Raw genomic sequence first — 26,501 nt, 5'->3', positions numbered from 1 at the left:
TCGTGTTGTTACTCGGTGTTTTCGTCGACCAGTTCGGCGTGCTCAACTTCGTGGACGTCAAGGACCATGTCCTCGCCAGTCCGGACGCCCCAACGGCCGGGACCGTCGTCGGGACCGATCCCTTCGATGTCACTACCGTCGTCGTAGGGGTGATCCCCAGAGTCGATGAACGCGATCGCCTCGCTCTCTGTCGGATAGTCATCGTTCGCGTTCCAGAGGCCACCGAGGATCCGACCGCTCTCGGCACGGTAGATCCCGGTGGCGTAGGGCGTGCCTGTCTCGAGCCAGTCGTACTCCTGATCCGACTCAGCGTCGGTCGCGACGTCTTCACGATTGTCGGAGTTGTTCCGACTCTGGATCCGGAACGTCTCGGTCGAGTTGATGAACTGTATCTCATAGCACGGCTGGCGATCGCCCTCGTTTCCCGGGTCGCCGAACACCGGAAGCCAAATTTGGGTGATGTCCTGCCAGCTCTCGATCGTGAACAAGAACATGATCCATTCGCCGGTATCTGGGTAGCGAGAGAAACCGCTCCCGGGAAGCGTCCAGATATGGTTGAAACCCTCGAACTGGAGCCCCCAGTTCGTATGAAAGCCAGCGCCATCGATGCGCTCGATCGTGCCCCCGGTCGAGCGCTCGTAGTAGGCGCTCATCATGTCCTCGTCGAAGCTGTCAAAGAAACCACGGTCGACATCGTCGACGAGACCGCCAGACGATGCCTGAAATCCGCCGCTACTCGCAGGGTAGCCTCGCATCACCTAATCATCTCCTTGGTGCTGTCGAGTTCGCTGTCGACCTCCTCGACCCTCTCCGCGACGCTGTACTCCTTGTCGAACGTGATCGTCGCCTCGGCGTCGCCGAGACTCTCGGTGTAGCTCACCTGGTCGATGTCTCGTTCGTCACCGCCGTAGTATGGCACCGGAACTCTCACTCCAGGAGGCATCAGCCGCGGGAGGATGTCGACCGAACCCTCCTGCTGATCCTCGGCGACGCGCTCCTCGAGGCGGCGGTCGGCGATTCGCTGACAGTCCTCGTCGCTCTCGAGCTCGGGGAGCGGACCGATCGGCTCCTCGAGACGCTCACCGACACGATCGATCTCGTCCTCGTCGACAGCCTCGCCGCGGTAGCGTCGGCCGAGCTCCTCTGAGCGTGCGCCTTCGACAACGACGGCGTTGCGGTAGTCCCCAACGTCGTACGTCGGATCGATATCGAGGCGTGTCCATCCGCTCGGTCGCGTGATCCGGCCCGGGCGGAACGAGACGGCGTCGATCTCGCCGTCGCCCATCGGGAGATAGAACCGCATCCCCGCTCGCTCGTGAAGGTCCTTCAGGACGCTTTTCGGCGAGCCCGAGACCGTAACACTTGAGAACTGCTGAGGCTCCTCGGGGCGGAGTACGATCGCGTCGAACGGTGTGTGTTCGCGCCAGACTTCCTCGATCACTTGATGGAGATTGACGTTTTGGCGCTCGATCCGGACATGGCCGAGGCGCAGATCGGAGCCGGGACCGAACCCCTCGAGCACGGTCTCGGCCGATAGGATCGACGGATCGACGCGCTGCAACTGGCCGGTAAAAAGCGTCTCACCCCGATGCCGAAGCTCAGCGTCAGCAAACCGCCACTCCGGGAGCGTGTCATCCTCGGGGACCGTCACTTGCCAGTCCGAGAGATCCGTGTGCTCGCGAACGATGTCGACGCTCTCGATCCCCGCAACAGGTCGCGTCTCGCCGTCGTTGCGCTCGAGGCGCAATTCGTACAACGGTTCGGGTTCGCTGACGAGCTCGCCCTCGAAGGGATCGGGCGAGCCGGCGACGCCGGATCGTGGCCCGCCGGCGGTCATCGGCGCTGGGCCGCCGGCGGTCCGTCCAGGAGGCGAGAGAGTCACACCGTCCTCCGGTCGACGGTTACGGAGAGCTGGGCCGACCAGAACTCTTCATTACTCATGTCGTCACCGGTGTTCTCGAGTCGGATCCAGTAGGGCTGGATCTCGTCGCGATCGCCGCCAACGGAGATACCCCACACGAGACCGCCATCGTCAAACTCGAACTCACTGGTTGTCGACCGGATCGACTCGTCAGAGTCGTCGTCGCGTGGTTCCATGATCGAGAGCTCGAGATCGTCGTCCCACGAGACGCGATCGCCATCGTCGAACCGCATCTGTGCGACCGACCAGACATGGATCCACGAATCGCCTGGTACCGGGAGTGGCTTCGCATAAAAGTCGTCGCTCTCGAGGTTGACCGTCGGCGTTGTGACGTTGGGCTGTTGCCACGGATCCCGTGGGATGGGAGCAGGCTCGCGGCGGCGGTCTTCGACGTCGAGGATGCCCGAGGACTGTGTCGCGCCGGACTCAATCGAGACGACTGCAAGAACGATCGAGTCGCTATTTGCGGTTGAGGGCGGTTGTGGTTCCCACGACTCAGCGTAGCGATACTCCTCGCCGTCGATCGTCGACCACTCGCCGTAGTCGCCCTGGTCGTAGGTGATGTTCGCCTCGCCGTCGCTGGCGTGCTGCGCGACAACAACGTCCCGACGTGGGTTGTCGGTCGAGTTGTTGGCGTGCGTGACGGCGTCGGGAGCGACCTCGAGGACATCCCCGGCGATTCGGACATAGCCAGCTGCGATATCGGTCTCGACGCTATCGGTCGAATCGCCCGCCGTGACTTCACAACCCTGCAGGACGCCGTCGCCCCGGGTTGCTCGCCTGTTCTGGTTCTGTGTCAGCGCATGATGCGCGTGACCGGTTTCGTACTCGTGCATATGTGTCTAAAACGAGAGTTCCGCAACGACGTCGTCGCGATCAGCGTAGTCGTCCATCGACGCGAGCATCGTCAGTTCGAGCGTGACGGTCAGCCCCGTTTCCGGCAGCGAGTTCGTCTCGTCGTAGCTGTCGACTAGCCCCCAGATCCCGCCAGCGGGCGTCTGGTAGGCCGGTCGGACGCCGACGAGTAGCGAGGATCCGCCGTGTGGAACGCGCTCTCGGTAGCGTGGCTCATCTTCGATCGGCTCCTTGAGGATGTACCGGCCAGCCCACTTGCCGACCTCCTGGACGCGCTGATAGCGGTCAGTGTGCTCGAGGGGATCGTAGCTCCGGGGGCCACCGTCGCGCGTGAAGTGAAACTCCCACGAGCCACCTTCGCTGACGGTCCGCGGGGGGATATCCTCAGTGAGCCCGTTCGCGTACGTGACATATTCCCGTTCGCCGTCGTGGAGGTAGACGTACCACGCGGTCTGCGGGACTGATCTAGGTAGGTCTGGCATGAATAGTACCGTCAGTTATGCGGTCCGGTTCGACTCGCGACGTTGGAAGTCGCGAACGATTTCGTCGATCATCTCTTGGAGATCGCCGACAAGCATGTAGGCGTCGTCGGGAGCGTCGATCACGATCGGGCGTGGCTCGCCGCCGTCGTCGCTAGATGACTGTCTCGGCTCGGTGGGCTGAGGAGTTTGGGTCGCGGTCGACGCGTCGACGCTGTTGGGTTCAGGGTGAGCCGCCTGGGCAACATCCGAGGACGCCGACTCGAGGCCGCTCGTCCGACTCTCCATCCCTTCGATCATTGAATCCGGAAGACCGTAGATCCAGTCGTCGTTGGCCAGTGGACCGGTATCGGCTGGCGAACTCGGTAAGTACGAGGCGACCGAGTCGACCGCACCCGAGACAGCGTCGGTCGCCTCACCGACTGCCCCAGAGATGCCATCGGCTAGCGATGATATCAAGTTCCCACCGGCTTCCTTGAAGTCCGCGGCGATATCGACCTCCTCAAGAAGGTTAGGCGCCATCTCTTGGACCTCTTGGACCGCATCTGACGCCATCGACGAGATCTCGCCGACCGTCTCATTCCGGAGCGTCTCGACGAGCCCGACCGCGCCGTCCTTCATCGATGTTACTTCCTCGATGGCGTCGTCCTTGAGCTCGCCGACGCGTGCGACAGCATCGTCTTTGAGCTGCGTGACCTGCTCAGTCGTTCGCTCTTTCATGTCGCGAACAGTCTCGACTTTGTCGTCGGCCCACTGGCGGGCGTCGTCGAGCGTCTGCGTGACGATCTCTCCGAACGCTCCGGAGATGTCGCTTAACGCTTCGCCGCGGAGATAGTCCGCGATCGCTTGCATCGTCTCCGGTACGATCGAGTTGCCGATTAGGCCGGTGTAGAACCCTCGCGCGGCCTCGAGGACGGCGTCGACGATGAACCCGAACGCTCCAGCGACGATGCCCGGCCCTTCATTTCGCAGGTAGGACGCGACCGACGTGATAGTGTCGACGATCAGGCCGTCGGTTGGCGTCAGCGCCTCGAGGGACGTACGGCCGGCCTCGACGAGACCGTCGAATGCTACGCCGATCGCCGTCTCGAGATCTCCGCGTGCATCCTCGCGCAGGTAGGATGCGACTGCCGACAGTCCGTCCGTGACAATCGCACGGAGCGATCCTTCGGAGCCGAAGATCCCAAGGACGACTGTGCGGATACCTGACCCGATCGCCTTGAAAGCCGAGCCAAGCAGTCCTGGACCGTTCTCCCGGATCCACGTCGCTGCCCTCGAGATTCCCTCTTGAACGATCGGCGGGAGGCGGTCGAAGATCCCACCCCACACAGTCGTGACAACGTTGACGTACGTCTCAAACGCTGAGCGAAGAAGCCCTGGGCCGTTTTCACGCGCCCACGTGACTGCGGCCAAGATGCCCTGTTGAACGATTGGTGGGAGATTGGTTCGGAGGGCAGTGAGCGCAGTCACGGCGCCCGTCACGAGCAGACTCATCGCCGACCGAATCATCGACGGACCGCTCTCGCGAGCCCACATCGCGGCCGACGTGATGCCCTGCCGGACGATCGGCGGCAGCTGCTCGCGCATATTGCCGAGGCCGGTCACGAACACCGAACCGAGTCGCGTCGCCGCGCCCCGGAACATCGGGATCCCGGTAGAGGTGATCCAGGCGGGTATTCCACTGATCGTCTCGGTCACAGACGCAGCCGCCGACGCAGCGGTCGAGGTAACCTGATCGAACTCTCCGGAGAACGCCAACGCGAGGGCAGCGATGGCCGCGACGACGGCACCGATCGCGAGCGTGACCGGATTGAGGGCGGCGACGAGCGCACCGAGACTGCCGACGACGGGTCCGATCGCACCGACTAGGCCACCGAGTGTCGTGACGGCCGTCGAGAGTGGGCCGATGAGCGCGCCGAACGCGACTAGTAGCGGCCCGATTGCAGCAGCGACACCACCGAGCGCGACGACGATCCGCTGTGTTCGCTCGTCAAGTGTGCCGAACCGGTCGGCGGCCCCAGTGACAGCCTCTGCCGCTGTACGGATGTGGGGGGTGAGCTGTGAGCCGAACTGGACGCCGAGGTCGGCGACCGAGGACTTGAGCATCTCGAGGGAGCCATGCAGTGTGTCCCGCTGGGTTTCGGCGATGTCCTGCGTTGCACCGTCGGAGTCGCGGATCTGTTCGGTGTGATCCTGGAGGGCGTCAGATCCCTGATCGAGGAGCGCCTGCATGGCTGGCCCGGCCTGATCACCGAACAGCTCCATGACCTGGCCAGTGTCAGCCCCCGACGCCTCGAGGTCGGCCATGATGGCGTCGAAGTCCCGCATCTCTCCCTCGGAGTTCTTGACCGAGACGCCGAGATCCTCGAGGAGTCCCGCCTGCTTGTTCGTCGGCGAGGCAAGCGAAGAGAGCCCGGTCCGGAGAGCGGTAGCCGCTTCCGAGCCCGAGTACCCGACGTCGCCGAGCATCCCGATCGCGGCGGAGGCCTCCTCGATCTCCATGCCCAACCCGGACGCGACCGGGCCGATCTTCGAGAGGGCCTGTCCCATGTCCTCCGCGGTCTGATTATGGGCAGAGAACGTCCCGGCCATCGTGTCGGTGACACGGTTGAGGTTCTCCGCTTCGATCCCGAACGCCGAGGCAGTGTCCGTAGCGTAGTCGGTCGCCTCGGCCATGCCGAGGGCGCCAGCCTCGGCAAACGCAGCTACTTCCGGCATCGCTTCCATCGACTCGGCGGCGTCCATCCCCGCTGACGCGAGGTAGTAGTAGGAGTCGGCCGCCTCCTCGTGCGACTTCGTCGTACTCGTGGCGACATCTTGGGCGGTCTGCTCGAGGTCCTGCCGCATCGAGTCGTCGACATCGCCCATGACGGCGATGCTTTCTTGCATCGAACCCTCGAAATCAGCGGCCGTCTTCGCGGCCATTCCGCCCATCGCGGTCAGCGGCGCCGTGACACCGGCAGTCATCGTCTTACCAGCTGACTGCATTCGCTGGCCCGTCGAGTCGAACGACGAGCCCATATCTTCAGCCTGACTCTGGACGTCGTTGATCGCGGACTCGGCGGCGCTGTGATCGATCTCGATCGAGCCGCGGAGCTCAGAAAGCGCACCCACGGCTACACACCTCGCTCACTAGGGGTCTGGATCATTGGTAAAACGGGCCTCTCAGGTGTCGGTCGTCGCGCTATGCGGTGTTCAGAGCGGGATTGCTATTTCCGGAAACGGTGGTATTCAGAACGCTGCCAATTCGGCGTGTCAGAAAAGGTACGGTCGCGATTCTACGGACTCAAACTCACCGTGTACCCAGTGGGCCGTCCCGCAGGCGCCGCCGTCGGTGCCGTCGGGACCGTAGACCTGGATGTAGAGTTCGTCAGCACCTGGCCAGTTGGAATCCTGGATTGTCTCGATCTCCTCAAGGACACCGTCGGCAATCTCGCGGACGTCGGACTCGGTCGGTGGCTCATCGCTGTCCTCCAGGACGAGCGTCACCTCGAAGCGATACTCTCGTCCGTCGGCCGCCGGCGGGAGTTCGTCAACGTCGACGACGCGGGCAGTATCTGACTGAAGTGAGTCGATCACTGCGACCCCTCCGTTTTCAGTTTACTGCGTTCGATCTGGATCGGGATGCCGTCGTCGATCGCGTCGCGTTCGAGTTCGTTCGTCTTCTTGACGATGTCATCGAATGCGAGGGCGCCGGCCCGGTTGCCGTGTTCGCGAGCGGCGTCGCGCTGCTCGATGGCGTACTCCCGGAGCTCGGCGAGCGGGCCGAGCGGGCGGATAACATCCGGTTCGTCAGTCATGGTATGAAAAACGTCTGTCGGCCTACTAGCTGTTCCGGTTGGCGGCCTGTTGGGTCTGCTTGATGCGCTCGCGCTTACCGGCGGCTTTCATTCGTGCGTACTGGCGGATTGCGTACTTCTCCTTGGGCTCGGTATCGCGTCCGAACTCGATCGGCGTCTTCCCGAGGCCTTCGACGACGACCTCCATCCAGGCCTCTCCGTAGCGATCGTCGCGGCTGAGAAAGTCGTCGATCGCCTCACGTTCGTCGTCCGTTAGTTGTCGTTTCCCTCGTTGTCGTCAGTCGCCTCGAGGCGTTCGGCGACGACCTTGCGAGCGAGCCACGACAGCCCCTTTTTGAGTACGTTGCCGTCTTCGTCGACGTCGTCTTCGAGGCCGAACCGACCCCAGCGCTGAGCACCGAGTGAGAGGTCGTCACCTTCAGGGACCTCCTTGTCGCCCATCACGGGGTCGGTACAGAGCTCGCACAGCGTCTCGAGTTGATGATCGTACAGTCCGACGACGCTCTTGATCGACTCGGGATCGAGATTCTCCTCGATTTTTTCGTTGACAGCCTCGTCATCATCGGGGTCGACATCCTCGAACTCCTCGGGGTCGGACTCCGAGAGGAGTTTGAGCGTCTCGCGTCGGTGGATCACGCCGGGCTGGGAGAACTCGAAGTTGCGGCCACGGAACGCGATCTCGTCAACGTCGTGGGTCGTCTCCTGCGTGAGCCAGTCTTCGACGGCCTGGGCGTCGGCGGCGCTCTCGCGTTGCTCCTCAAGCTGCTCTTGGCGTTCTTCCTCGGCGCGTTCGTGCTTTTTCTCGCCGCGCTCAAGGACCTCCTCAACGTTCTCGCCGCCGAGTTCGCCAAGGACCTCCTCGCGATCCTCCGGTTCCGGCGGCCTGGGTTGTGACTGAGACATAATTACTCAGTGGTGCCTCCGTTGAGGGCGCCCTCGGGATCGAACCAGTACTTGCCCTCAATCGAGAGCGTGAATCCCATCTCATAGGGACCGTCGGCGAGCTCCTCGTCGCCAGCCTGGACGCGAACGTTCTCTCCGAGGCGACGGATCGCGTTCGTCTCGTCGTCCTCTTCGGCGTTCGGCCAGATCACGAACAGGACGGCCTCATGGCGAACGTTGTGCTGTTCGGCACCCTCCTCGCTGACGAGGCCCGCCGTCTCGAGGTCGGCGTTATCGGCATCGGGATAGATCCCGAGCCCGGCCTCGCGAGTGATGTGACCTTCCTCGGTGATCGTGTATCGGTGGCCGTTGTACACGAACTCGTCCTCGTCGGGATCCTTGCTGATCGTGGTGTCCGCATAGACGTGGTCGAGCCATTCGATCGTTTCTTCTGTGGTGCCGAGGTCGGACACGAATCCTATGTCGACCCATCGGCCCTGATAATTCGTCTCGGTGTTGGGTTCTGCGTACATGATGTTGTGATCCGCTCGCTATCCGGGAGCGGGACGGTTGGTTACTCGTCAGCCGATTCGCCTGCGACGGTGCCGACGGTCTCGAGGATCTTCGCCTTCGGAGCGTTCCCGTTGACGCCGTCGTAGGCATCGCTCGCGGCAATCCGCTGTAGCGTCCGATACCTGAGCCCCTCGAGGAGGTCGCGGTCGATGGTACCTGTCTCGGGATCGTCGAGACGCTCGAACTCGTCGCCGAACTTCTCAAGGATGTGTTCGGGCGGCTCGACGACGACGTCGCCGCGTCGATAAGCGCCGTTCGATCCGGCCCACGTGAGCGTGCCTTTCTCGTTTCTGTAGACTGTCATGGGGTTAGTTTCGTGACTGCGTAAACGCGAATACTCGAGCGGCCGCGCGTTCGCCAGCTTCCATCGGAGAGTCCAGGACGCCCGACCCGCCACTGCCGCTGTCGACTTGTGCGAGGTGATCGACACCGAACGACACCGCGGCTCGCTCGGAGATGGCGTCGAGGATGTCCGAAAAGGCGAGCTCGGCGCTCGGGCCTGGTCGGTCGCCCTCTATCCAGCCCGCGGTGACGGTGAGTCCGGCCTCGATCTCGTAGTCGACCGACGTCGGCCGTCCCATTGACATGGAGCCGACGGCTTGGACGTCGACGACCAGCAACGCCGGCGGGATGTTGTCGGGACTTGGTGCCGTCAGCGGTGTTCGGATCCGCTCGGTTGGATCGCCGGGCTCGTTGCCGTCGCCGAGCGTCTCGAGGAGTCGATCGTCGGTCCGAAGGTCGGTGGTGACATCGGCCGTCAGCTCTTTCGTGTTGTCGGAGCCGCGCCGGGTCACTTCGATCCCTCCGGAAGCATGGACTCGGCACCGAACGTCGCGTCTCCGATGAGACTCTCGGCGATCTCCTCGCGTTCGGTTCGTTCGTTCTCGGCGGCGAACTTGCGGTAGGCGTCAGCACCCGACCGAGAGAGGACACGCCGAGCCTTCCGATGGGTCTGGCAGTGTGACAGCCCCGAGCAGTCGGGACACTCTCGTCGCGATCGGCTGAGGTGTTCGCGTGGGTTCATGGTCATAAGCTCCGGGCGGCAGAGCGCCAGCTCCGGGCGATTCGTTCGACGAGGTCCTTTTCGATCGAGCGCAGCGCCGGCCGGATCATCGGCTGGGCGCTCATGTAGATCGTTCCGAACTCATTGTAGATTGTGTGCTCGGCGCCGCCGATCAGCTCGGCGACGACCTTCGAGGCCATCTTCTCGACCTCTCCGCGGATAGAACTGCGCATCTCGCCGGTGTCCACGCGAGCTCGAGACTGTGCCTCGTCGACGGCGTCGTCGACCGCCGCCTCGACGTCGTCCTCAACGCTGTCGAAAAAGTTGTCGCGGAAGGTGCCGAGATCGGCGGCGAACGAGCTGGGATCGTAACCGTTCTCCCAGCTGAAACCCATCGTCATGATGTCACTACCTCGAGTTCGAGGCGGACTCGCTTCGGAACCTTGCCCTGCGGGCCCGGCACTTCAGAGACGGTCTCGATCGCGCGGCGCCGCGGTTCGCGATCGCCTCGGAGGATGTCGACGCGACGGTCGATTCCTGGACGTAGTCGTTCGTCACGCAGGTAGGTGCCATCCTCGGCGATCTCCCCGACGTAGCGCGGGTGGATCGAGCAGACGGCACTCGAGCGGACGCGTTCGCCGGCGTCCTCGTTGACCGTCGTTTTGCCGTGGGGCGTGTACCGGCCAGGGATCTCCTCGGCGATCACGACCCACTCCTCGACGGGCTGGGTCCCGCCCATGCCGTCGTCCTCGGTCTCGCCGGTTTCGACGTACGCCGAGACGGTGACGGTAACGTTCTCGTTCATGAGTGGCTAGGCGCTCCGCGAGACGAACCAGAACGGGTCCTCGTCCTCGGGATCGTCGACGGTCGCAGCCCGGTCGGCGAGGATGCCGCTGTCGTCCTCCTCGATCGCCTGCTGGCCGAGCGTCGTTCCGCGGAGACCCTGCTCGCCGAGGTCGCCCTGATAGTTCGCGGTCGAGCCGTCGGCGTCGGACTCGCGGTTGATCTGCCGGACGTCGTCGTTTCCCGAAGCGAGGATGTAATGACCGGCGAGCAGCGCCTCGAGGATCGGGAGCTTCCACTCCGGGTTGTCGTCGGCGAGTTCGTTCTCGACGATCGGATGGGCCCGTCGGCCGATCCGGCGCTCGAGGTACTCGTCGGTGAGCCCGGTCGGATCCCAGCCTTCGGCGTGGAGCTCGTCGCGGATGTCCTGGATGTCGGCGTAGTGATCCTCGCTCATCGTGGGTTACTCCTCGATGCCGAGCTCGTGAGCGCGTTCGACGATCGCGTCCTGGATGGTCGAGCGGTCGTCGACGTTCTCGAGATCATCGAGATACTCGTCGGCCTCGCCGGCTTCGACGGCGTCGACGGCATCCTGATAGCCGCTGTCAGCGAGGTCAAGCGCGCGCTCGTCGATCTCATCCTCGTCCTCAGAGTCGTCGGCTTCGTCAGGCGGGTCTTCCCAGCCGCGGGCCCGGAACCCTTCCTCGAGGTCGTCGGGAACGTCGTGGACACCTGGGCCAGAGTAGTGCTCGTTAGGCCCGAGAAAGGTTGTCGACCGGGGCCAATAGAGTTCGACCATCTGCTCGTTACACCTGCATTACCGCCCAGTTCTCGGGGCGGCGCAAGTGGAAGCCGAGGTCCTGTTTCGAGGCCATGAAGGTCGCGATCGGGTCGTCGTTGTTCCACATCTGCGTGAGGAATCCGCGTTCCTCGTCGATGCTGATCGAGGAGGTGATCGGTGCCCCATCGGCCATCTTGGTGAGCTTCTCGAGGAACCACGGCATGAATGCCGACTCGACACCGGGCGTTCCGATGATGACGTTTCGGTTCTTCTCGCCCGTGTCCGGATCGTACGGCTCAAGGATGTTGTCCATCGCCGCATCACTGGCCTTTTCGACGACGTTGTCGTCCTCGTCGATCAGCTCGCCGTTGTTGTTAGTCCGCGGGACCTGGACCGCGACCTCACGAATCCCGGAGATATCGTCGGCCATGAGCCCGGCGACGTCCGCGGTGTTGAGCGTCGCATCTCGAGTGGCCCCGAGCCGGTTACGTAGCGACTCGTTGAGTCGCATGTCCCGGATAGTGTTCGGACCGACGAACATCGGCGGGCGGTTCTCGTTGCCCATGAACCGGCCCTGCGTCTTGATGTTGTGAGCGACGTCGAGGACGTTCCGGTAGGGATCCGAGGCCTCGTAGTCATCCCACGTGTCGTAGTTCGTGTATGCGTTGTCCGCGTCCACAATCTCCGAGTGCGGATCGTCCCCGTTAGGGCCGATCAGGCCTTCGATGTTCTCGTCGCCGCGCCAGGTGACGATCTCGCGGCGAACGAACGTCTCCGCGTTGAGGTAGCTGGCGCCGTAGTTGAACAGCGAGAACGGCGCGTTGGCCGAATCGAGCTCGACCTCAACCTCCTTTTTCGGGTTGATCTTCCGCTTGTAGGAGTGGGTCTCGTAGGTGTTCTTGCCCGGCAGCTCGAGTGCGCCCATCGGCGACTCGGCGTCGGGGGCGGCCGCCGGCATCCCACCGGAGACGCCGCCGAATGTGTAGTACCCCTCTTCGGGGGCGTTCATGTTCACCATCGGGAACACGGTGAGGGCGCTTGCGTAGCCCTCGCCGTCGCCGACGTTGATTCGATCCATCTGGTTGATGGTCTCGACCATCGTGTTCCGCAGCACTTCGGGGGTCAGACCATCGACGTTCTGAAAGGTAACTCGCGACATGTGTGATCAGTATCTCGTTGTTAGTTCTGGCGCAGAACCGCGACCTTGCCCGTGGTGTAGTTCCCCTTGGAAATCGTCGTCCAGACCGGACCGACGATCATGTCCGCGGTGTCGGCCTCGTCGTCGAAGGCCCGGACACCGCCGCCGGCGTCGGAGACGACATCGTCGCCCGGCGAGAGGTCCTCGCCATCGGAGGGGTTGGTCCAATCGACAGGCGAGCGTGGGATGACCGACGCCTCGCCGATCGTCTCGCCGGCCTCGTAGGTGGCGTCCTCGTCGTAGTCTCGAGGGAGTCGAGTGATCGTCCCGACGCCTGCGCCGGCGTTCTCGACGACCGAAACCTCTGCGTGCTGGGAGTTCTCGCCGACGATCTCGACGAAGTCGTTGAGATCGGGGACGTTACCCTCGGAGTCAGCGACCAGCGTGACCGTAAGCGGCTGCTCGCCGGGTTCGAAGAGCGTGAAGTCACCAGACACCATCAGTTCCCACCTCCGTTAGCCGAGTCGATTGCCGTGCGGAGCGAGGACTCGCTGCCGTACTGTGCGGGGTCGACGTCGTGCTCGCGCTTGAGGTACTCCCGGCGGGAGATGTCCTCTCCGTTGATGCGCTGGATGTCTCGAGCCGACAGGACGCTCCCGGCGAGCTGCTCGACCTCTTCGGGATTGTAGTCGTCGACGGGGCCGTCTTCCTCCTCGCCCTTACCGCGGGGGTCGAGCGGCGCCGCGAGCTGCTCCTCGATCTGCTCGGTGTAGGACTCGTCGGAGTCCCGATCGAGCTCGAGGTCGTCGTCAGACTCGGCCGCCATCTCGGCAAGCGCGTCGAGATCTTTGTCCGACTCGACGAGCGTCTCCGCGGCGGGATCGTTGCCACCGGTCGCCCGGAGGGCATACCGCTGGCGCATGTGCCGTGTGTCGTCCCGGAGGTCGTCGATCGTGTCCTCCTTTTCCTGTACTTCGCTTTCGGCCGCGGCGAGCTGTTCCTCGAGGTCCTTCTTGTCTGACTCGAGCTCGTTGCGCTCGCTCCGGACCTCGGCTAGCTGTTCCTTGAGTTCGTCGTCGTTTTTGGATCCCATGTGTGTTGGATCATCGTCGTCCGCAGGGGATTCCGCCCCCATCGTTTCGTTCGATTCAGCCGTTTCTGCGAGGTACTCGGCGTCGCCCTCCGGATCCGCGACCCGGACGACCGCGCCGCTCATCACGTGCCGACCGTCGATCTCGATCGGGTCGCCGGCGCCGTCGTCGGCTTCCCGGAGGAGTGCATGGAGCGTCTGGGACTGGTTGAGCGGCTCCTCGAGTGGGAGCGTGATCGAACCCTCACTCCGCTCGGCCGGGAAGGGGCCGAGCTCGGCGATCGTCTCGTCGAGTGATGGGGCGGGCTCCTCGAGGACGTCGCCCTCGGGGTGGATCGAGACGTAGTAATCGGCCTCGGAGTAGTACGCACCCGAGACCGAGACGGCGTCGCCGGCGACCAGCTGATCGTAGAAGTCGACCCAGCCGTCCGGCGGCGCCGGTGCGACAGCGTCGGCGTGCTGTTCCTGGACGTCCGGCGCGTCGGGATTGTAGCCCAGCGCCTCGGCCGTCTCCGGCTCGAGGTCGATCGAGGCGTTCGATGCGCCACGCTCGACGACGGTCACTCGAGGGAGTCCGAGGACCTCCTCGACGGGCTTGCCGCCGCGATCGGCGTCAAACTCTCCGAGACGTCGAAGCCAGTCGCCGGAGACATCCAGAAGATCGAGCTCGATGCGATCGGCGATTCCCTCGTCGGCGAGTTGTGCCTTGCCGACGGGCCCAACGCCGTCCTCGTACTCCCACTCCTCGACTTTCCCGAGGACGTCGTCAGCACCAACCTGCTCGTCGAAGCCGTAGTGTGGGTTCTTCCCGGCGCGGCCTTTGACGATCGTCGAGCCATCTAGAGTACCGCTTTCAACGGCCTCTTTCATCGGCTCGGGATCCCAGATCGCGACCTCGTCGTCCTCGGATCCGGGTCGGTGTCCGACCGTCCGTTCACCCTCTGGAATCGGGTTGATCCGGACGGTCGTTCCAGAGTCCGATGGTTCGGCGACGGCCGCACCGCCGCTTTCAGCCGCCGCTAACTGTTCTCGAAGTTCGTTTTCGTGTGGTGTCATATTTGTACGATGATGAAACGGCACCTGCAGTAGTTGTGAGTGTCATCGACCGGTTTCGGGGCGTCCCCGTTCCGGACGTCACTCACTTTGTAGGCGTTGCCATGCAGCGCCCGGCACTGATCGCAGGTCGCCTCGTCGAGAACCGCTGCCCACTCCTGGAGCGGTTCGCCGTCGATCGTGATGTCTGTCTCGACGTCGACACCGATCTCTTCGATGCCGAGTTCGTGAGCGCGTTCGACAACTGCGTCGTTGACGATCCGCGTGCCGTAGGAGTGGGTCAGGTTTTTCGTCCGGCTCTCGCCGACCTTTCTAACGCGGTCTTTCAGTGTCGAGAGCGTGGCCGCCAGCGTTGCGCCGGCGCCGACAGCGTCCCGGTACTCTCGAGTTGCCTGGCGCTCCGTCTCGCGAGCGACGTCCTCGAGCTCCTGATAGACCTCGACGTACTCGGACCGGAGCCTCTCCTGATGGAGGTCGCTCGAAGCGACGTCCTCCGGGGGGACGTCCGGAATGTCCGCGCCGGCTTGGCGGATGTCCTCGTCGGCAAGCCGGAGGCCGGTTCGGTAGAACTCCTCGACGTAGTCGGCGGTGTAGTGGGCGCCGTTTCGAACCGCGCGCTGTGGGAGCGGTTCGACGACCTCGTCCTCGAGTTGCTGTTCGAACCACTCGCGGAAGTCGGCCGTCTGGAGCGACTCCTCGACGTCGTTCTGGGGGCGGAACTCCGACCCACCGCGGAGCTCGTCGTTGAGGTTGCCGATGATCGACTCGTAGCGAGAGTTGAATCGGCCCGTCCAACGTCGACGTCGGCTCTTCGACTGCGTGGGATCTTCGGACGGCATTACTCGTCGTCATCCTCTTCGAGCTCGTCCTCGTCACCGGCCTCCTCGTCCGATTCATCGTTCTCGGCCTGTGCTTGGGCGACGATCTCCTGGGCGCGCTCGACGGCCGCGTCGTCGATCTCATCCTCCCACTCCTCGCGATTCATGCCAACGTAGTGGTAGAAGAGCTCTTTCGAGAACGACGAAGGCCACTCGTTGTGCGCCCGCACAAGGTTGAGCAGTCGTTCCGGATCGAAGTCACCACGCAGGAGCGGGTTGTCCTCCTTGGGTTGCTCGATCCGCCAGCGAACGTCGCCTTCGTAGCTGCCGCCGGCGAGTTCGTCGGCTTTCTCTTCGAATAGCGGCTCCCACTTGCTCTCGAGGTAGCGCCGTTCATCGTCGATATTGAGATCGTCGCGGCGCTCGAGGGGCTCAATCACCCACTGGTTGATGTCCTGAGCGTAGGCGACCATCGGCTTCGAGACCGGCATGACCGAGAAGATCTCCTCGATCTCGTCCATGATCGCATCGCCGACGTCGGGGATGTCCGGCGAGACTTCCTCGACGTTGACCTGATGGTTGACGTAGTCGGTTCGGCCGACGCGAGAGCTCGAGGACTCGTCGTCCTGGTCCTTCGGACCCTCTTTGGCCTGGAGGTTGCCATCATCGTGCGCATCGGCGAGGTCTTGTGCCTGGTCTTGGGTCGCACCCTCGAGGCCGTAGATCAGATGCGGCCAGCCGGTGAGCCGGATCGACGCACCACGGTCGCGTTTGATCTTCCGGAGGCGGCGGATGTTATCGCGGATCGCCCGCCAGATCATCTGCCCCCAGGCGCGGCCTTCGGGGACGTTGTAGGCGAGCTTGATGATCTCGTCCTCGGCGAACGCGATCTCGTCTTTGGTCGCGTGCCCGTCGTACTGGACGTACGCCGCCGACTTTCCGTCCGGCGTCGTCGGGTGATCGCCTTCGACGTCGTCGTTCGGTTGGACGACGAGGTTCTGGTCCTCGCGCTTGTAGATGCTCATCGTCGACGGGTCGAGCATCATCACGCCACCGAGCTCGCTTTCTCTCGAGCGGACTTTCTCGACGAACAGCGTCCCCTTGGACCGACGGTGAGAGGGGCACTTCGAGACGAGTTGCATGATGTCCTGACCAGACTCGCCAGCGTGGATTGCGCAGTTCTTTCCCCACATCTCGAGCGCGTCGGTCATGTCCTCGTCTTTCTCGCCGCCGATCTCGGCGGTGATCGACCAGCCCGGTTCGGAAACCGAGAGGTCGAACATGGAGAGGGCGGCCTGTCCGAGTGCGAACTCGACGTAGAACTCTCGGTGGTACTCCTCGATGACATCTGGAGCTTTCTCGACGTCGGTCGACACCGACGGTCGAGAGTATCGAGGACGTGGATCGGCCTCGTCGCGACGGGTTCGCGAGACGACGTAGCTTCCGGCGTCTTGTCGCGACTCGCCGCGGGGCTCGAGGTCTTCGGCGTGTTGCTCCTGGATTTCGTCGTCATCGGTGCCGCCATCGGAGCGTGAAAGTAGGTCTCGTAGTGCCATGGTTATCTGCTGATAATGAAGCCGCTGTCTTCGTCGTCCGGCGTTGTGTGCGAGAACAGCGCGTAGCGAAGCGCGTCCATCGCGTGGTCGTTTTCCTTGATCGGGTCATCGGACTCGCCGCCGTCCTTGTACTGGTACTGCGAGAACTCGTTTCGAAGACTTTGGCAGGTGTCGTGAACCCGAAGCTCGTCACGTAGGCCCGAGACGCGCTTGATTCCCGGGGTCACGTCGTTCTGAGCCGACGTCGCCGCTGAGACGCCCTTGCGCTGGAACGTCTCGATCGAGGCGGGCTCCGCGGGATCGCAGTACACCTTGCCGGGTCCCCAGCGATCGATTATGTCGAGCGCCTGCTTTGCCATGTCCTCGTCGGTGCAGCGGCGCTCGTAGAACTCCTCGACGACGACCCAGCGATCGCCCTGGCGAACTAGGGCGAGGATCACGCCAGGGTTGTTGAACCCCCAGTCGACACCGTAGATCGCCTCGTCGTACTCGCCCTCGTCGGGGAGGTCCTTGAGGACGTGCTCATCTCGAGAGAACCACGGGTAGACGAGCCCGTCGAACTTCGTGAACGCGCCTTCGACCTCCTGAGCGAAGAACGAGCCGTCGAATTCCTCCTCGAGGCGCTCGATGTAGTCGTCCGGGTTGTGTGGGTTGAGCCACGACGGAACGCCGAAGACGCCGTTCGTGCCGTTGGCCTCGAGCCACTCGTAGACGCCGTCGTAGTGAACTGTTGGATCCGGATCATCGTAGAAGCGATCGTGGACCCAGTTGAACCCCTTCGGCGTCCCCGTGACGAACAGGTTCCGGTACTGGCCTGTTCGGAGACGGCCCGTGACGATGTCATAGGCACGCTCGGCGATGCTCGAGGGCTCGTCCATGCCGGCCCAGGCGATCGACGGGCCTCGGAGCCGGTCGATCTTCCGGGAGTTATCTGCCGACTCGAGGATGATCCGCGAGCCCGATGGCGTGATGATCCCCGGTCGCTCCGAGCCTTTTCCGTTATACTCGCAGACGTCGAGTAGCCCCATCGAACGCATCTCCGGCAGGATGACGTTCTTGATCGATGGGACCGTCGGCGCGATCAGCATCCCGAGCTCGCCGGGGTTCCAGTGCTCGGCGTTGACCCAGGCTCGCAGGACGAGCGACGCCGTCTTTCCGGCGCCGATACCGGAGACGAACGCGTGGTTCCGTGCGTCGGAGACGATATCGGCCTCGCCGGCGGGCCCGGCTAGGAACTGTGCCTGCGGCGAGAGCTCGGTCTCCTCGTGCTGATAGGGCGCGAGGTTGACCGTCGTCGACGAGCCCCGATCAAACCGAGAGTGTGTCGGATCCGGGAACGCGTCGCGGTAGCTCGAGGACGTCGTGCTCATCAGTTATCTTCGGGAGTAGACTGCTTCTGTGGCGACAGGTGGATGTTGACCGAACCGCCGTCGTCGGTCTCCTCGGCGTCTCCCCACGATTCGGGATAGCGCGAGCGGATGATCGAGAGCATCGTCCTCGTGTCGCCTTTCTCGCGACAGGTCTCGATGAGCTCGTCGACAAGCTTCGCTTCGCCGGCGCCACGTGCGCGTGCGACCCTCTCGGAAAATTCTCGAAAAATGCCCTCCTCTTGATCGTCGCCACGATCGAGCCACTCGTAGAACGTAGAGACGTGGATGTCGTTACAACGGCAGGCTGCTTGCACGGACTGGCCGTTCTCGAGCATCTGCGCGATGTTCTCCTGGCGCTGTCGAGTGAGTTTTGTCGGACGGCCTGGGCCCCGAGACTGCTGTTCAGCGTCGTCGTCTCTATGTGTTCTGCAGTGACCGCTATCGTGATCCGTTCCCCACCCGGCCGGTCTCTGGCAGGGCTCGCCGCTAGAGGTATCGGTTGATCCGCAAATTCCGTCGTCAGTCATGGTTTCGCGTATGAAAATCCGTCAGTCGTCGTCCGGGTAGTCCTCGGTCTCGTCCTCGAGCTCTTCGCGAGAGTGATAACCGCGGTCGGCATCGCGATCGTTGCCCGAGCCGTCGCCTCGAACGAGTCCCGAGATGAGCGTCTCGACCTCGATTCCCCACATCCGGCCGATGACCAGAAACACGAGGGCCGTCAGCAGATGTTGGATGTACTGGCCGGCGCCGTACTGTAGCGTGACGATCGCGTGGTCGACCTCGACGCCGAGAATCATGATCGCCCAGACGAGGAACAAAAAGATTGTGACGGCCCCGCGGGTTCCTGTTGCCTTTGAGGGCATTATCGTCCTCGCGAGACAGGATATTTCGGCCCAGACTCGTTCAGCTGGGCGAGACCAGTCGTTGAAAACCGTCGGGTCGGTACAACGTTCATCGTGTGTGCTCATAGGTATGTGTCAGGAGCTCGAGTCTGGAACCCAGCGCTCTGGCCCGACTGAGCTACCGACTCTGTTGTGTACTGAAAACGGGTAGGGGAATACAGGTCGGACTGGCTCGTTTGTTGGTTCGCGGCCGTGGGTCGACGTCGGGATCGCTGGCTTTCGCGAGCGGTCGATCGTCGAACCGCCGACGTTCGAGTTGTCCCCGAGTTGGTTGACGGTAGATCCCTCACCGCGGGCTCGTGTGACCTGGCGCTATGGAGTGGATGACGATACCGAGAGCATCAGCGGTCGTTGAATGTCGCTGGGTGCAGAGAAGTTCGGAGTGAACTGTTTGTGCCACGTACCAGTCCTTGGTCGCACACGAGTAGGCTATTGATGCATGGATTAACCGGCTCCACACGGGCCTGCCTCGGTCGGCGTGTCTCGAGCGCGAGTCGAGACGGATCGACGCCGACGTCATCGGTTACTCGATCAGGTCGCCCTCAGGAACGACGATCTTCCCCGAGTCTGTCTTGAGGACGTACTCGGTATCTCGAGTTGAAATCGACGGCTCGAAGCGGATGTCCGCGACCTCGCCAGTTGTGGGCTGGCCGAGGAACTGCGCTTCGACCGAATCGCCGATAGCGGGTCCTGTTTTTTGGACTCTCATGATTCCTCCAGGCCGAATAGTTCTGCCCACGGCACGACGTGCTCGAACTCATATCCACGGAGACGGCGGGTTGCCAGATTATTGGGATCGAGATCAGACATCAGAGGATCACCGCCTTCGCGAAGGCCTCGCGGATCGAGTCGCGCTCAAAGACGCTCTCGAACAATCTTTCGTAGTCGATTCGAACTTCGTGTTTGTCCTCCGATCGCAGTGTTTCCGTCGCGACCGCCAGATAGTGGGCGGTTGTGAACGGCAGGCGCTTCCGGAGGGTTTCGTCCTCGTGCTTATGGTCGGTGTTGCCACACGAGCACACTGTACCGGTCCGGACGGGATCGTTCGTCGACGGACTCGTTGGGAGTGGATTGCGGTAGTTGAGATACGTGCCAGTATTCTGCGTTTCGTCGTCACGATCGTAGGCGTAGACTGGAGCCTTGCCCTGGGCTGGGATATCGGGATCTGCCGGGTCGTCCTGAACGCGGGGCGATCGCTCGCCCAGCTCAGCGTGGTTGGTCCGATACTCCCAGCCGATGACGCAGTCGGGGATCGTTTTCCCGACATCGTTGTGTTCTGGAGGCTCTTCGACGGTCTTGAGTTGCCGCCCACAGGTCGAGCAGAATCGGTGGTCGTGCTCGAGGAGTTCGAAAACTTCGGCCGCTTGCTTTTCTGCCCGGTGGGCGTCGTGACATTCTTTCGAGCAAAAGGAGCCAGCAGTTGCCGGTGGCGTGAACTCCTCGTGGCAGTGGCCACACTCGTAGCTCTCAGACTGGTGTTGCAATTGAACAGACATGGTCGTAGCTATGAAACCCAGGCCGCTTCCAACGACCCCAGGTAGAACACTTTACTCCGGTAGTTCGGCCACCGGATCAAGTCCCTTGCAGCGGTTCGTTACTCATCCCGTTGGAGACCGATAAGTAATAATGGAACAGATATCAGAAACTATGTCTTATACGTCATCAGACAAGCCGTAAACACGTTCTCTAGCGTCAGTACGGCCAACCCGGCACTCAACGACACCTCTATTTTCGAGCCGATCCGTTGCGTTTTGAATTGTTCGGCGTTGAAGTTGTGTCTTCTGGACAAGTGCTGCAACCGTCATCGGACCATCATCAGACAGCACTCTAAAGACGTACTTGGCACTCGGCGGCAGGTCGTCTAGCATTGCGTCGTGTGGGGGGTCGGTAAGGTCAGTCACCTATATCAGGCGGTGACCGCCAATCCCAGACTGGGGTAGTGTCGTCACTATCCGTGCCACTCAGCCCGTGATCGACGTCACCTCCTGCATAGGGGTCGCGGATCGCCAACGCCCACCTACTAGAGTCCCCGTAGGGGGTAGTTGGTGATTCGTGAATGTCTACAAAACCGACGGATGGGAGGCCAGACTCGCTGTAGAGCGTTGCTCCATGGGATCCTGTCCCTTCGGAGACGTGGACAGCTGGTTCACCGAACTCGTTATCGGAGAGTCGATCGAGCGTTTGTCGGACGTGTTCTTTCGTACAGCCGACCGACTCGGCGATCTCCCGCGCCGTCTTCGAGCTCGCACTCGAGCGGAGTTCGTCGACGATCTCCTCCTGGAGGTCGGTGAACACCCACTCGACACCAGGGGTTTGGACATCGGCGAACCCAGCGGGGACAGCGTCGGTTCGAACGAACACCGTAGCCGTCACGTCGGGATCGTCAGGGGAGCGAGCGTACCGACCGGCGGACTGTGCAATGTGGTTCTCGCGGACCGAGGCGAGGATTTCGCTAGCTGTCTCGGCGTCGTCACCCTCGAAGCCACGACCACGGGCTCGGTACTCGTCGCCGGCGTCGTCGACGGCAGTCTCCACCTCGGCCTCGAGGTCGAGTTCGGCGAGGAGATCGAGGACGTAGTCGTCACCGGGATCCATGCAACCGTTGACGAGGCCGATCGACTCGTTCGCGAAGTCGTTCCGCGATTTCTCGGCCCCGAAGTGCATCAGGTTCTTCGCGTCGCCGTGTTCGTCGCGTTTGACGTCGACGCCAGCTTCGTCCATGAGCTCCGCGAGGCGATCTTCGGTCTGGGCGGTCGTAATCGCCGTTCGGAACTGGGCACCGTACTCGTCGACGAGGTGCTCGAGTAGTACTTCGAGTTTGTCCTCGTTGAGCCACTCGAGTGCCTTGTCACCCGACAGCGGGCGGGTCGCATCGCCAACCTGGACAACTCGAAGCCCGCGCTCGTAGCGTCGCCACAGCTGGCGTTGCTTGGGCTCGAGGACGTCGGTGGTCTTGATCCAGGGGACGGTGTTCGCCTGCCAGAGTGGTGTCGCGGGGTGGGCGTCGAGCCCGACGACCGACCGCGCGGCGCCGAAGTCGGGCACGGTCCGAACTGACCGGACGTCGTTGCTCTCGTCGAGGACGATCGAGACCCATTCGCGGTTCCACTCGTCATCGTCGCGAACGCCGGCCTCGAGGCGCGGCGGTTCGTGCACCGTTTTCCCAAACCGACGGTCGTTCGCCCGATCCTCGGCGCGGAAGATTGCCCTCGCGAGCGCCGGGGCCAGTGTGTGCGCGTCGGGATCCTCGAAGTACCACTCTTGGTCGGGATCGGTCCATAGTGCGTCCTCGAGAGCGTCGCGTTCGTTCGCGGCGTCGCCCTGGTAATCGTCGTGCCGGGAGAGTTGGACGAAGGCTTCCCAAGTCTTTACAGGCGCGTCGATCTCACGGAGGTAGGCACCGACGGCTTCTCGAATCCGGCTCGTCGAGAGATCGTCCTGTGCGTAACTGGGCTCTTCGTCGACGACGACGTTGTTGTGCATCCGGAGCCCGGGTGCAAACGCAAAGTTGTGCGTCGCGATGACGAGCGGCCAGTAGTCGATTTCACCGTCGGGTCCGTCGCGGTACGTCTCCCACTGTGTGATCGCCGAGCAGCGGTCACCGCCGCAGGGAAGCTCGACGCCCTGGTCGTTGTTGTCCTCGAGGTAGCGATGGGCTGCCGAGAAGGGCATCCCCTTCCCCTCACACTGTGCGTCCAGCCACTCGCTGGCGGGCTCGCCGTTGATCGAAATCTCGTCGTCGTGGTCACCAGCACAGACGGGGCAGGCCTCGTGACGACCGAGGAGAACGTGATACTGCCCGCCGTGTTTTTCGGCGACATCGACGGCTTCGTCGCGGGCATCGCGCGTTTCGAGGAGATGAACGACCGGTCGGTCACCGGTGATGTCCTCGCGAGCCCCCCATCGCGTCGACGCGATCGTGTGGGACTTCCCGAGCGATGTCGGCGCGTCGACGATCCGTTCGTCCTCGTTGCGGACCACGTCGGCGATCGTCTCGAAGAGCTCTTCGCGAGCATCGTCCGTCGACGGCCACTCGAGACCACGTTTCTTCGCGTATCGTCGTCGTTCAGCTGGCTCGAGCGCGTCTAACTGTCCGATCGGGAGTGCCGAGACCGCTTTTGCGTTACCATCTCCCTTATAACCGTCATCGTCGGGTTCGTACTCCGGGACCGCGAAGCCGAGTTCGCGCAATCGTTCGACACCGCGCCACCACGTTTCACCGTCGACGGGGCGCGCGTTTGCCGGTCGGATTTCGCCCGCGTCGATCGCGGCCATCGTGACCACGCCACCGTAGCCACCGAGTTCACCGGTGTCCTGCCAGCGCTCCGAATTACAGATGTTCGCCGTCCCGCCGTCGTTCAGACTACCCCAGGTCGGCCAGAACGCCCGTTCGCCTTCACTCGTCGACGCGCTATCGTTCCAGCGCTGGACAATCGTACGTTCGCCGACTCGTTGAGCATCGAGGCGATCGATCGCCGTGAAGACATCACGGATGTCGTCAGTCGTCTCGCTGCTCGAGGTCGCGTTCGGTTCGTAGTCCTCGAAGTCGAGTTCCTCGCGCTCGGGGACGTCGGGATCCTGATCCCGATTGCGAGTGTCGACCTGGTCGTTCGCCTCGAGGATCGGCTCGAGGACGTCGGCGTCCCACTCGCGAACGTCGGTCGGTGTCCCAGCGACGTGGTCGCCGGTCATCACACAGACGCGCTTGCCGGGATAGATCTCGATCGACGGAAGATCGTTGTTCTCTCCCCACGGATCCTCGTCGATCCGCCAGGCGGCTTGCTTCACGTCATCGGGGAACTCGCCACGGTAGATCGCGTGAACGCCGGCGCCGGACTGAGAGATGTCGGCGTAGGTCGTTCCGAAGTGCTCGAGGATAGCAACGAACGCCGGGTGGACGTCGCCGGTCTCGGGACAGCGGACGTCGTCACCATCGACGTAGACGTACGGATCGCTCTCGGTCTGGAGGAACGCACGGCCGTCGAGTCGGGGATCGATCTCGGCCATCGCGATGGTTTCACCGTCGCCGTAGTTCTCCTCGAGGCCCCACTTCCAGCGAGCGTCTTCGTCGACGTCGGCCTCGGGGTGATCGCGGTCAGCCCACGGGGCGAACGGCTTCTTATCGACGTGCCCCATCCACTGCTCACGTTCGAGCAGTTCGTCGGGCCAACTGTTCGACTCGGGGTTCGCGAAGTCGGCATCGGCCCATTTCGAGAACCGTGTGCGAAGGGCCGTCCGTGACCGCGTTCGTGACCTTCTCAGGTGGTCTCGGGCCCTATTATTTGAGTCTTCGGCCGGTTCCGGCGTCTCGTCGGTGACGACCTCCGCGATCGCAGCGGGTGACTCTCCGAGCGCTCCTGCGACTTCCGGGACCGACGCGTCGGGGTTGGTCTCGAGGTAGCGCTCGACCTGTTCCTCGAGGGACGGTCGGTCGCTCACGCGATCTCACCCCGTGCTGCACCGCGGACTCTGCGAGAATCGGCTTTCGAGCAGTCGTAACAGAGGTAGTTGTGTGGGTGATCTTCATCGCGACCAATCGCGTACACCTCGCGGTCGGCCGCAGCGGGAGAGAACATCCCTCCGCAGTAGGTGACACCGGGGATGATCTCGACACAGAACGCGTTGTGCCCATTGTCGAGGTTGACCACGTAACCGGTCGTCACGCTGACCACCCCCAGTCGTCGAACGACGATTGACCGTCGACGTCGGGACGTTCGACCTCCGGGTCGGTCTCGATTTCCGGAACACCCTCGGTTCGCTCTTGACCGGCCGGTTCCGGTTCAGTTGCGTAGACGACGCTCTCGGCTTCTTTGTCGAGCTCCGGCCGTTCGGTGATGTACTGAACCGTGCCGTCGAGAGCGTGACCATCGTAAGACCGCCCGCTCATGCCGCGACACCTCCAGATGGTATCGCGAAATCCGGTTCATTCCTACTCTTAGAAGTATTCGACGTAGGACCAAACCCACAGCAGTCGTCGGGATACCCCGACCCTGAATCGTGGGATTGTAAGTAATTTGGTAGAAGCCGGTGGAGGGATTTGAACCCTCGACCTAATCCTTACGAAGGATTCGCTCTGCCAGTCTGAGCTACACCGGCACGCTCGTTTTACTCGCGCCCCGTGCATCGGCGACGTCGTCGCCTCAACACCGGCACATTCACTTCGTTCAAGTGCCGAGCCTTATCTCGATTTCTCGACAAGACACCGGCACCGTCACGTGCTATTCTTACGTAGGTCCGAAACAGGCCATAAGGGTTGCGAATCTCGACCGTCCCGCCGTGCGGTGGATTCCCACGCAATTACCCCTCGAGTCGAACGTCCAGACAGACGTTCTGTTCGTGGGGCGCATACGATCGGACTACTCGGCGGTTTTCGACGGTAACGGTGTACGCCGGTTCGGCAGTTTCGCGGATCGCCTGCTCGCCGGGACCGAACGGATCGTCCTCGTGCTGGATGTCGTAATAATGCAACACGCACTCCTCGCCCGCAATTTGGATGGCGGGCTCGAGGAATTCGTCGGCGCTGTGGGGAAGGTTCATCACGACTCGGTCGGCCCACCCTTCGTACTCGGGTGCTACCGACCGAACGTCGTCACAGATCGCCGTGACGCGGTCCTCGACGCCGTTACGACGTGCGTTTTCGCGCAGGTATTCGATCGCGGTCTCGTTGATATCGACGCCGACGCAGGTCGCGCCGCGTTTTGCGAACGGGACGACGAACGGTCCGACTCCTGCGAACATGTCGAACGCGTGCTCGTCGGATACGACCTGTTCGGCGACTCGATGGCGCTCCGTCGCTAACCGGGGCGAGAAGTAGACCGCAGCGAGATCGAGAGCGAACTCACAGCCGTACTCCCGGTGGACCGTCTCGGTCCCCGCTCCCTCGAGCACCTCCCAGTCGCGGGTGCGCGTCTCGCCTTTGACCTTCGAGGCTTTGTTGAGGACGGTCTCGACGGGAAGATCGGAATCGACGATGGCTCGAGCGATTTCTGCCGGCCGTCGTTCAGAGTCGTCGCGGTCGTCATCGGTGGCTCCGCCGGTTTTGTCTTCGTTATCCCTGCCGCTGTTGTCTCTCCCTCTGGTACTGTCCTCTTCGTCGTTTCCACCTTTGTCGTCTCTGTCGGCTCCGACGCTGTCGTTTCCTTCGTCGAGCAACGCGACATCCCCGATTCGTTCGTACGAGGGATCAACGCCCAAAATATCCGCGGGAGTCGTTTGCGTTTCCCGCTCGGGAAGGTCGTAAGTGACGAGTTCAAGGTCCCCGAACGCTTCGGTGACGATTTCCGGATCCGTGACTGGAATGTAGAGCCAGCCGTCTTCGACGATGATCTCGTACCCGTCGACGATGAGATCCATGTCCGCAAGTTCCTGACGCGTCACTTCTCCGTTCGCGGGCGGCACGCGGACGCACGGAACGTTCATACACGAACTCGCCGCTGAGGCGCCGTAACGCTGACGTTTCCGTCACGAGAGCTACTGTTGCCAGTTATTAGACTAGAC

The 26,501-nt window shown here is 62.8% G+C and carries 32 protein-coding genes and 1 tRNA gene; all 33 read right to left on the bottom strand.

What is annotated here, in order from left to right; genetic code table 11:
- Positions 1-8: 8 nt before the first annotated feature.
- On the bottom strand, positions 9-755 hold the full coding sequence (locus tag ACZ5C7_RS15150) for a hypothetical protein (protein ID WP_464377122.1): 747 nt from the start codon (positions 753-755) through the stop codon (positions 9-11).
- On the bottom strand, positions 755-1,882 hold the full coding sequence (locus tag ACZ5C7_RS15145) for a hypothetical protein (protein WP_464377121.1): 1,128 nt from the start codon (positions 1,880-1,882) through the stop codon (positions 755-757). The genes ACZ5C7_RS15150 and ACZ5C7_RS15145 overlap by 1 nt, the downstream gene beginning before the upstream one ends.
- Positions 1,879-2,757, bottom strand: coding sequence for a hypothetical protein (locus ACZ5C7_RS15140; protein WP_283837631.1), 879 nt, complete (start codon positions 2,755-2,757; stop codon positions 1,879-1,881). The genes ACZ5C7_RS15145 and ACZ5C7_RS15140 overlap by 4 nt, the downstream gene beginning before the upstream one ends.
- A gap of 6 nt (positions 2,758-2,763) precedes the next feature.
- Positions 2,764-3,258, bottom strand: coding sequence for a hypothetical protein (locus tag ACZ5C7_RS15135; RefSeq protein WP_464377120.1), 495 nt, complete (start codon positions 3,256-3,258; stop codon positions 2,764-2,766).
- A gap of 15 nt (positions 3,259-3,273) precedes the next feature.
- A complete protein-coding gene (locus ACZ5C7_RS15130) occupies positions 3,274-6,369 on the bottom strand; it encodes a phage tail tape measure protein (protein WP_464377119.1) in 3,096 nt (1,031 codons plus the stop codon).
- A 141-nt stretch (positions 6,370-6,510) separates the two neighbouring features.
- A complete protein-coding gene (locus ACZ5C7_RS15125) occupies positions 6,511-6,834 on the bottom strand; it encodes a hypothetical protein (protein ID WP_464377118.1) in 324 nt (107 codons plus the stop codon).
- Positions 6,831-7,055 (bottom strand): hypothetical protein, encoded by a 225-nt coding sequence (locus ACZ5C7_RS15120; RefSeq protein WP_464377117.1) that lies wholly within the window; start codon positions 7,053-7,055, stop codon positions 6,831-6,833. The genes ACZ5C7_RS15125 and ACZ5C7_RS15120 overlap by 4 nt, the downstream gene beginning before the upstream one ends.
- 25 nt (positions 7,056-7,080) lie before the next feature.
- A complete protein-coding gene (locus ACZ5C7_RS15115; RefSeq protein WP_464377116.1) occupies positions 7,081-7,242 on the bottom strand; it encodes a hypothetical protein in 162 nt (53 codons plus the stop codon).
- Between the two features lie 65 nt (positions 7,243-7,307).
- Complete coding sequence (locus ACZ5C7_RS15110) at positions 7,308-7,958, bottom strand: hypothetical protein (RefSeq protein WP_464377115.1); 651 nt, start codon at positions 7,956-7,958, stop codon at positions 7,308-7,310.
- Positions 7,959-7,960: 2 nt separating this feature from the next.
- Positions 7,961-8,470, bottom strand: a complete 510-nt coding sequence (locus ACZ5C7_RS15105; protein ID WP_464377114.1) for a hypothetical protein — start codon at positions 8,468-8,470, stop codon at positions 7,961-7,963.
- Positions 8,471-8,511: 41 nt separating this feature from the next.
- A complete protein-coding gene (locus ACZ5C7_RS15100) occupies positions 8,512-8,814 on the bottom strand; it encodes a hypothetical protein (RefSeq protein WP_464377113.1) in 303 nt (100 codons plus the stop codon).
- 4 nt (positions 8,815-8,818) lie between these two features.
- The gene (locus ACZ5C7_RS15095; protein ID WP_464377112.1) at positions 8,819-9,304 is read right to left on the bottom strand and encodes a hypothetical protein; all 486 of its coding nucleotides are present in this window, start codon (positions 9,302-9,304) and stop codon (positions 8,819-8,821) included.
- Positions 9,301-9,534: a hypothetical protein gene (locus ACZ5C7_RS15090; RefSeq protein ID WP_464377111.1), complete on the bottom strand. Its 234-nt coding sequence runs from the start codon at positions 9,532-9,534 to the stop codon at positions 9,301-9,303. The genes ACZ5C7_RS15095 and ACZ5C7_RS15090 overlap by 4 nt, the downstream gene beginning before the upstream one ends.
- A gap of 2 nt (positions 9,535-9,536) precedes the next feature.
- A complete protein-coding gene (locus ACZ5C7_RS15085) occupies positions 9,537-9,914 on the bottom strand; it encodes an HK97-gp10 family putative phage morphogenesis protein (protein WP_464377110.1) in 378 nt (125 codons plus the stop codon).
- Complete coding sequence (locus ACZ5C7_RS15080) at positions 9,911-10,318, bottom strand: hypothetical protein (protein ID WP_464377109.1); 408 nt, start codon at positions 10,316-10,318, stop codon at positions 9,911-9,913. Before ACZ5C7_RS15080 ends, ACZ5C7_RS15085 begins: the two co-directional genes overlap by 4 nt.
- A 6-nt stretch (positions 10,319-10,324) precedes the next feature.
- Positions 10,325-10,753, bottom strand: a complete 429-nt coding sequence (locus ACZ5C7_RS15075; RefSeq protein ID WP_464377108.1) for a hypothetical protein — start codon at positions 10,751-10,753, stop codon at positions 10,325-10,327.
- Between the two features lie 6 nt (positions 10,754-10,759).
- On the bottom strand, positions 10,760-11,095 hold the full coding sequence (locus ACZ5C7_RS15070) for a hypothetical protein (RefSeq protein WP_464377107.1): 336 nt from the start codon (positions 11,093-11,095) through the stop codon (positions 10,760-10,762).
- Positions 11,096-11,102: 7 nt separating this feature from the next.
- Entirely contained in the window at positions 11,103-12,236 is a 1,134-nt protein-coding gene (locus ACZ5C7_RS15065) for a hypothetical protein (RefSeq protein WP_464377106.1), read from the bottom strand.
- 20 nt (positions 12,237-12,256) lie between these two features.
- On the bottom strand, positions 12,257-12,715 hold the full coding sequence (locus ACZ5C7_RS15060) for a hypothetical protein (protein ID WP_464377105.1): 459 nt from the start codon (positions 12,713-12,715) through the stop codon (positions 12,257-12,259).
- The gene (locus tag ACZ5C7_RS15055; RefSeq protein WP_464377104.1) at positions 12,715-14,361 is read right to left on the bottom strand and encodes a hypothetical protein; all 1,647 of its coding nucleotides are present in this window, start codon (positions 14,359-14,361) and stop codon (positions 12,715-12,717) included. Before ACZ5C7_RS15055 ends, ACZ5C7_RS15060 begins: the two co-directional genes overlap by 1 nt.
- Positions 14,358-15,197 carry a hypothetical protein gene (locus tag ACZ5C7_RS15050; RefSeq protein WP_464377103.1) on the bottom strand — a complete coding sequence of 280 codons (840 nt, stop codon included), beginning with the start codon at positions 15,195-15,197 and terminating at the stop codon, positions 14,358-14,360. The genes ACZ5C7_RS15055 and ACZ5C7_RS15050 overlap by 4 nt, the downstream gene beginning before the upstream one ends.
- Positions 15,197-16,732 (bottom strand): hypothetical protein, encoded by a 1,536-nt coding sequence (locus tag ACZ5C7_RS15045; RefSeq protein WP_464377102.1) that lies wholly within the window; start codon positions 16,730-16,732, stop codon positions 15,197-15,199. Before ACZ5C7_RS15045 ends, ACZ5C7_RS15050 begins: the two co-directional genes overlap by 1 nt.
- Positions 16,733-16,734: 2 nt before the next feature.
- Complete coding sequence (locus ACZ5C7_RS15040) at positions 16,735-18,102, bottom strand: PBSX family phage terminase large subunit (RefSeq protein WP_464377101.1); 1,368 nt, start codon at positions 18,100-18,102, stop codon at positions 16,735-16,737.
- Positions 18,102-18,629, bottom strand: coding sequence for a terminase small subunit-like protein (locus ACZ5C7_RS15035; RefSeq protein ID WP_464377100.1), 528 nt, complete (start codon positions 18,627-18,629; stop codon positions 18,102-18,104). Before ACZ5C7_RS15035 ends, ACZ5C7_RS15040 begins: the two co-directional genes overlap by 1 nt.
- Before the next feature lie 21 nt (positions 18,630-18,650).
- Complete coding sequence (locus ACZ5C7_RS15030) at positions 18,651-18,965, bottom strand: hypothetical protein (RefSeq protein ID WP_464377099.1); 315 nt, start codon at positions 18,963-18,965, stop codon at positions 18,651-18,653.
- Between the two features lie 562 nt (positions 18,966-19,527).
- A complete protein-coding gene (locus tag ACZ5C7_RS15025) occupies positions 19,528-19,713 on the bottom strand; it encodes a hypothetical protein (RefSeq protein WP_464377098.1) in 186 nt (61 codons plus the stop codon).
- 100 nt (positions 19,714-19,813) lie between these two features.
- Positions 19,814-20,500 carry a hypothetical protein gene (locus ACZ5C7_RS15020; protein ID WP_464377097.1) on the bottom strand — a complete coding sequence of 229 codons (687 nt, stop codon included), beginning with the start codon at positions 20,498-20,500 and terminating at the stop codon, positions 19,814-19,816.
- A gap of 156 nt (positions 20,501-20,656) precedes the next feature.
- Positions 20,657-20,872 (bottom strand): MarR family transcriptional regulator, encoded by a 216-nt coding sequence (locus ACZ5C7_RS15015; protein WP_464377096.1) that lies wholly within the window; start codon positions 20,870-20,872, stop codon positions 20,657-20,659.
- A gap of 25 nt (positions 20,873-20,897) precedes the next feature.
- Complete coding sequence (locus tag ACZ5C7_RS15010; RefSeq protein WP_464377095.1) at positions 20,898-24,443, bottom strand: hypothetical protein; 3,546 nt, start codon at positions 24,441-24,443, stop codon at positions 20,898-20,900.
- Positions 24,440-24,667 (bottom strand): hypothetical protein, encoded by a 228-nt coding sequence (locus tag ACZ5C7_RS15005; RefSeq protein WP_464377094.1) that lies wholly within the window; start codon positions 24,665-24,667, stop codon positions 24,440-24,442. The genes ACZ5C7_RS15010 and ACZ5C7_RS15005 overlap by 4 nt, the downstream gene beginning before the upstream one ends.
- Positions 24,664-24,891: a hypothetical protein gene (locus tag ACZ5C7_RS15000; protein WP_464377093.1), complete on the bottom strand. Its 228-nt coding sequence runs from the start codon at positions 24,889-24,891 to the stop codon at positions 24,664-24,666. The genes ACZ5C7_RS15005 and ACZ5C7_RS15000 overlap by 4 nt, the downstream gene beginning before the upstream one ends.
- 135 nt (positions 24,892-25,026) lie before the next feature.
- Positions 25,027-25,100: transfer RNA gene (locus tag ACZ5C7_RS14995), tRNA-Thr, on the bottom strand.
- Between the two features lie 201 nt (positions 25,101-25,301).
- The gene (locus ACZ5C7_RS14990; protein ID WP_464377092.1) at positions 25,302-26,423 is read right to left on the bottom strand and encodes a class I SAM-dependent methyltransferase; all 1,122 of its coding nucleotides are present in this window, start codon (positions 26,421-26,423) and stop codon (positions 25,302-25,304) included.
- Positions 26,424-26,501 lie beyond the last annotated feature (78 nt).

This window comes from Halostagnicola alkaliphila, assembly GCF_055379965.1.
The sequence above is the reverse complement of the archived record's forward strand: the minus strand, read 5'-3'. Positions and strand labels throughout refer to the sequence as shown.

Coding starts and splice junctions, on each gene's coding strand:
- ACZ5C7_RS15055 (WP_464377104.1), bottom strand. CDS start 14,361: ATGACACCACACGAAAACGAACTTCGAGAACAGTTAGCGGCGGCTGAA.
- ACZ5C7_RS15015 (WP_464377096.1), bottom strand. CDS start 20,872: ATGCTAGACGACCTGCCGCCGAGTGCCAAGTACGTCTTTAGAGTGCTG.
- ACZ5C7_RS15045 (WP_464377102.1), bottom strand. CDS start 16,732: ATGGCACTACGAGACCTACTTTCACGCTCCGATGGCGGCACCGATGAC.
- ACZ5C7_RS15065 (WP_464377106.1), bottom strand. CDS start 12,236: ATGTCGCGAGTTACCTTTCAGAACGTCGATGGTCTGACCCCCGAAGTG.
- ACZ5C7_RS15070 (WP_464377107.1), bottom strand. CDS start 11,095: ATGGTCGAACTCTATTGGCCCCGGTCGACAACCTTTCTCGGGCCTAAC.
- ACZ5C7_RS15150 (WP_464377122.1), bottom strand. CDS start 755: ATGCGAGGCTACCCTGCGAGTAGCGGCGGATTTCAGGCATCGTCTGGC.
- ACZ5C7_RS15085 (WP_464377110.1), bottom strand. CDS start 9,914: ATGACGATGGGTTTCAGCTGGGAGAACGGTTACGATCCCAGCTCGTTC.
- ACZ5C7_RS15120 (WP_464377117.1), bottom strand. CDS start 7,055: ATGACTGACGAACCGGATGTTATCCGCCCGCTCGGCCCGCTCGCCGAG.
- ACZ5C7_RS15035 (WP_464377100.1), bottom strand. CDS start 18,629: ATGACTGACGACGGAATTTGCGGATCAACCGATACCTCTAGCGGCGAG.
- ACZ5C7_RS15020 (WP_464377097.1), bottom strand. CDS start 20,500: ATGTCTGTTCAATTGCAACACCAGTCTGAGAGCTACGAGTGTGGCCAC.
- ACZ5C7_RS15135 (WP_464377120.1), bottom strand. CDS start 3,258: ATGCCAGACCTACCTAGATCAGTCCCGCAGACCGCGTGGTACGTCTAC.
- ACZ5C7_RS15040 (WP_464377101.1), bottom strand. CDS start 18,102: ATGAGCACGACGTCCTCGAGCTACCGCGACGCGTTCCCGGATCCGACA.
- ACZ5C7_RS15025 (WP_464377098.1), bottom strand. CDS start 19,713: ATGAGAGTCCAAAAAACAGGACCCGCTATCGGCGATTCGGTCGAAGCG.
- ACZ5C7_RS14990 (WP_464377092.1), bottom strand. CDS start 26,423: ATGAACGTTCCGTGCGTCCGCGTGCCGCCCGCGAACGGAGAAGTGACG.
- ACZ5C7_RS15050 (WP_464377103.1), bottom strand. CDS start 15,197: ATGCCGTCCGAAGATCCCACGCAGTCGAAGAGCCGACGTCGACGTTGG.
- ACZ5C7_RS15090 (WP_464377111.1), bottom strand. CDS start 9,534: ATGAACCCACGCGAACACCTCAGCCGATCGCGACGAGAGTGTCCCGAC.
- ACZ5C7_RS15115 (WP_464377116.1), bottom strand. CDS start 7,242: ATGGAGGTCGTCGTCGAAGGCCTCGGGAAGACGCCGATCGAGTTCGGA.
- ACZ5C7_RS15100 (WP_464377113.1), bottom strand. CDS start 8,814: ATGACAGTCTACAGAAACGAGAAAGGCACGCTCACGTGGGCCGGATCG.
- ACZ5C7_RS15140 (WP_283837631.1), bottom strand. CDS start 2,757: ATGCACGAGTACGAAACCGGTCACGCGCATCATGCGCTGACACAGAAC.
- ACZ5C7_RS15080 (WP_464377109.1), bottom strand. CDS start 10,318: ATGAACGAGAACGTTACCGTCACCGTCTCGGCGTACGTCGAAACCGGC.
- ACZ5C7_RS15030 (WP_464377099.1), bottom strand. CDS start 18,965: ATGCCCTCAAAGGCAACAGGAACCCGCGGGGCCGTCACAATCTTTTTG.
- ACZ5C7_RS15075 (WP_464377108.1), bottom strand. CDS start 10,753: ATGAGCGAGGATCACTACGCCGACATCCAGGACATCCGCGACGAGCTC.
- ACZ5C7_RS15060 (WP_464377105.1), bottom strand. CDS start 12,715: ATGGTGTCTGGTGACTTCACGCTCTTCGAACCCGGCGAGCAGCCGCTT.
- ACZ5C7_RS15000 (WP_464377093.1), bottom strand. CDS start 24,891: ATGAGCGGGCGGTCTTACGATGGTCACGCTCTCGACGGCACGGTTCAG.
- ACZ5C7_RS15110 (WP_464377115.1), bottom strand. CDS start 7,958: ATGTCTCAGTCACAACCCAGGCCGCCGGAACCGGAGGATCGCGAGGAG.
- ACZ5C7_RS15105 (WP_464377114.1), bottom strand. CDS start 8,470: ATGTACGCAGAACCCAACACCGAGACGAATTATCAGGGCCGATGGGTC.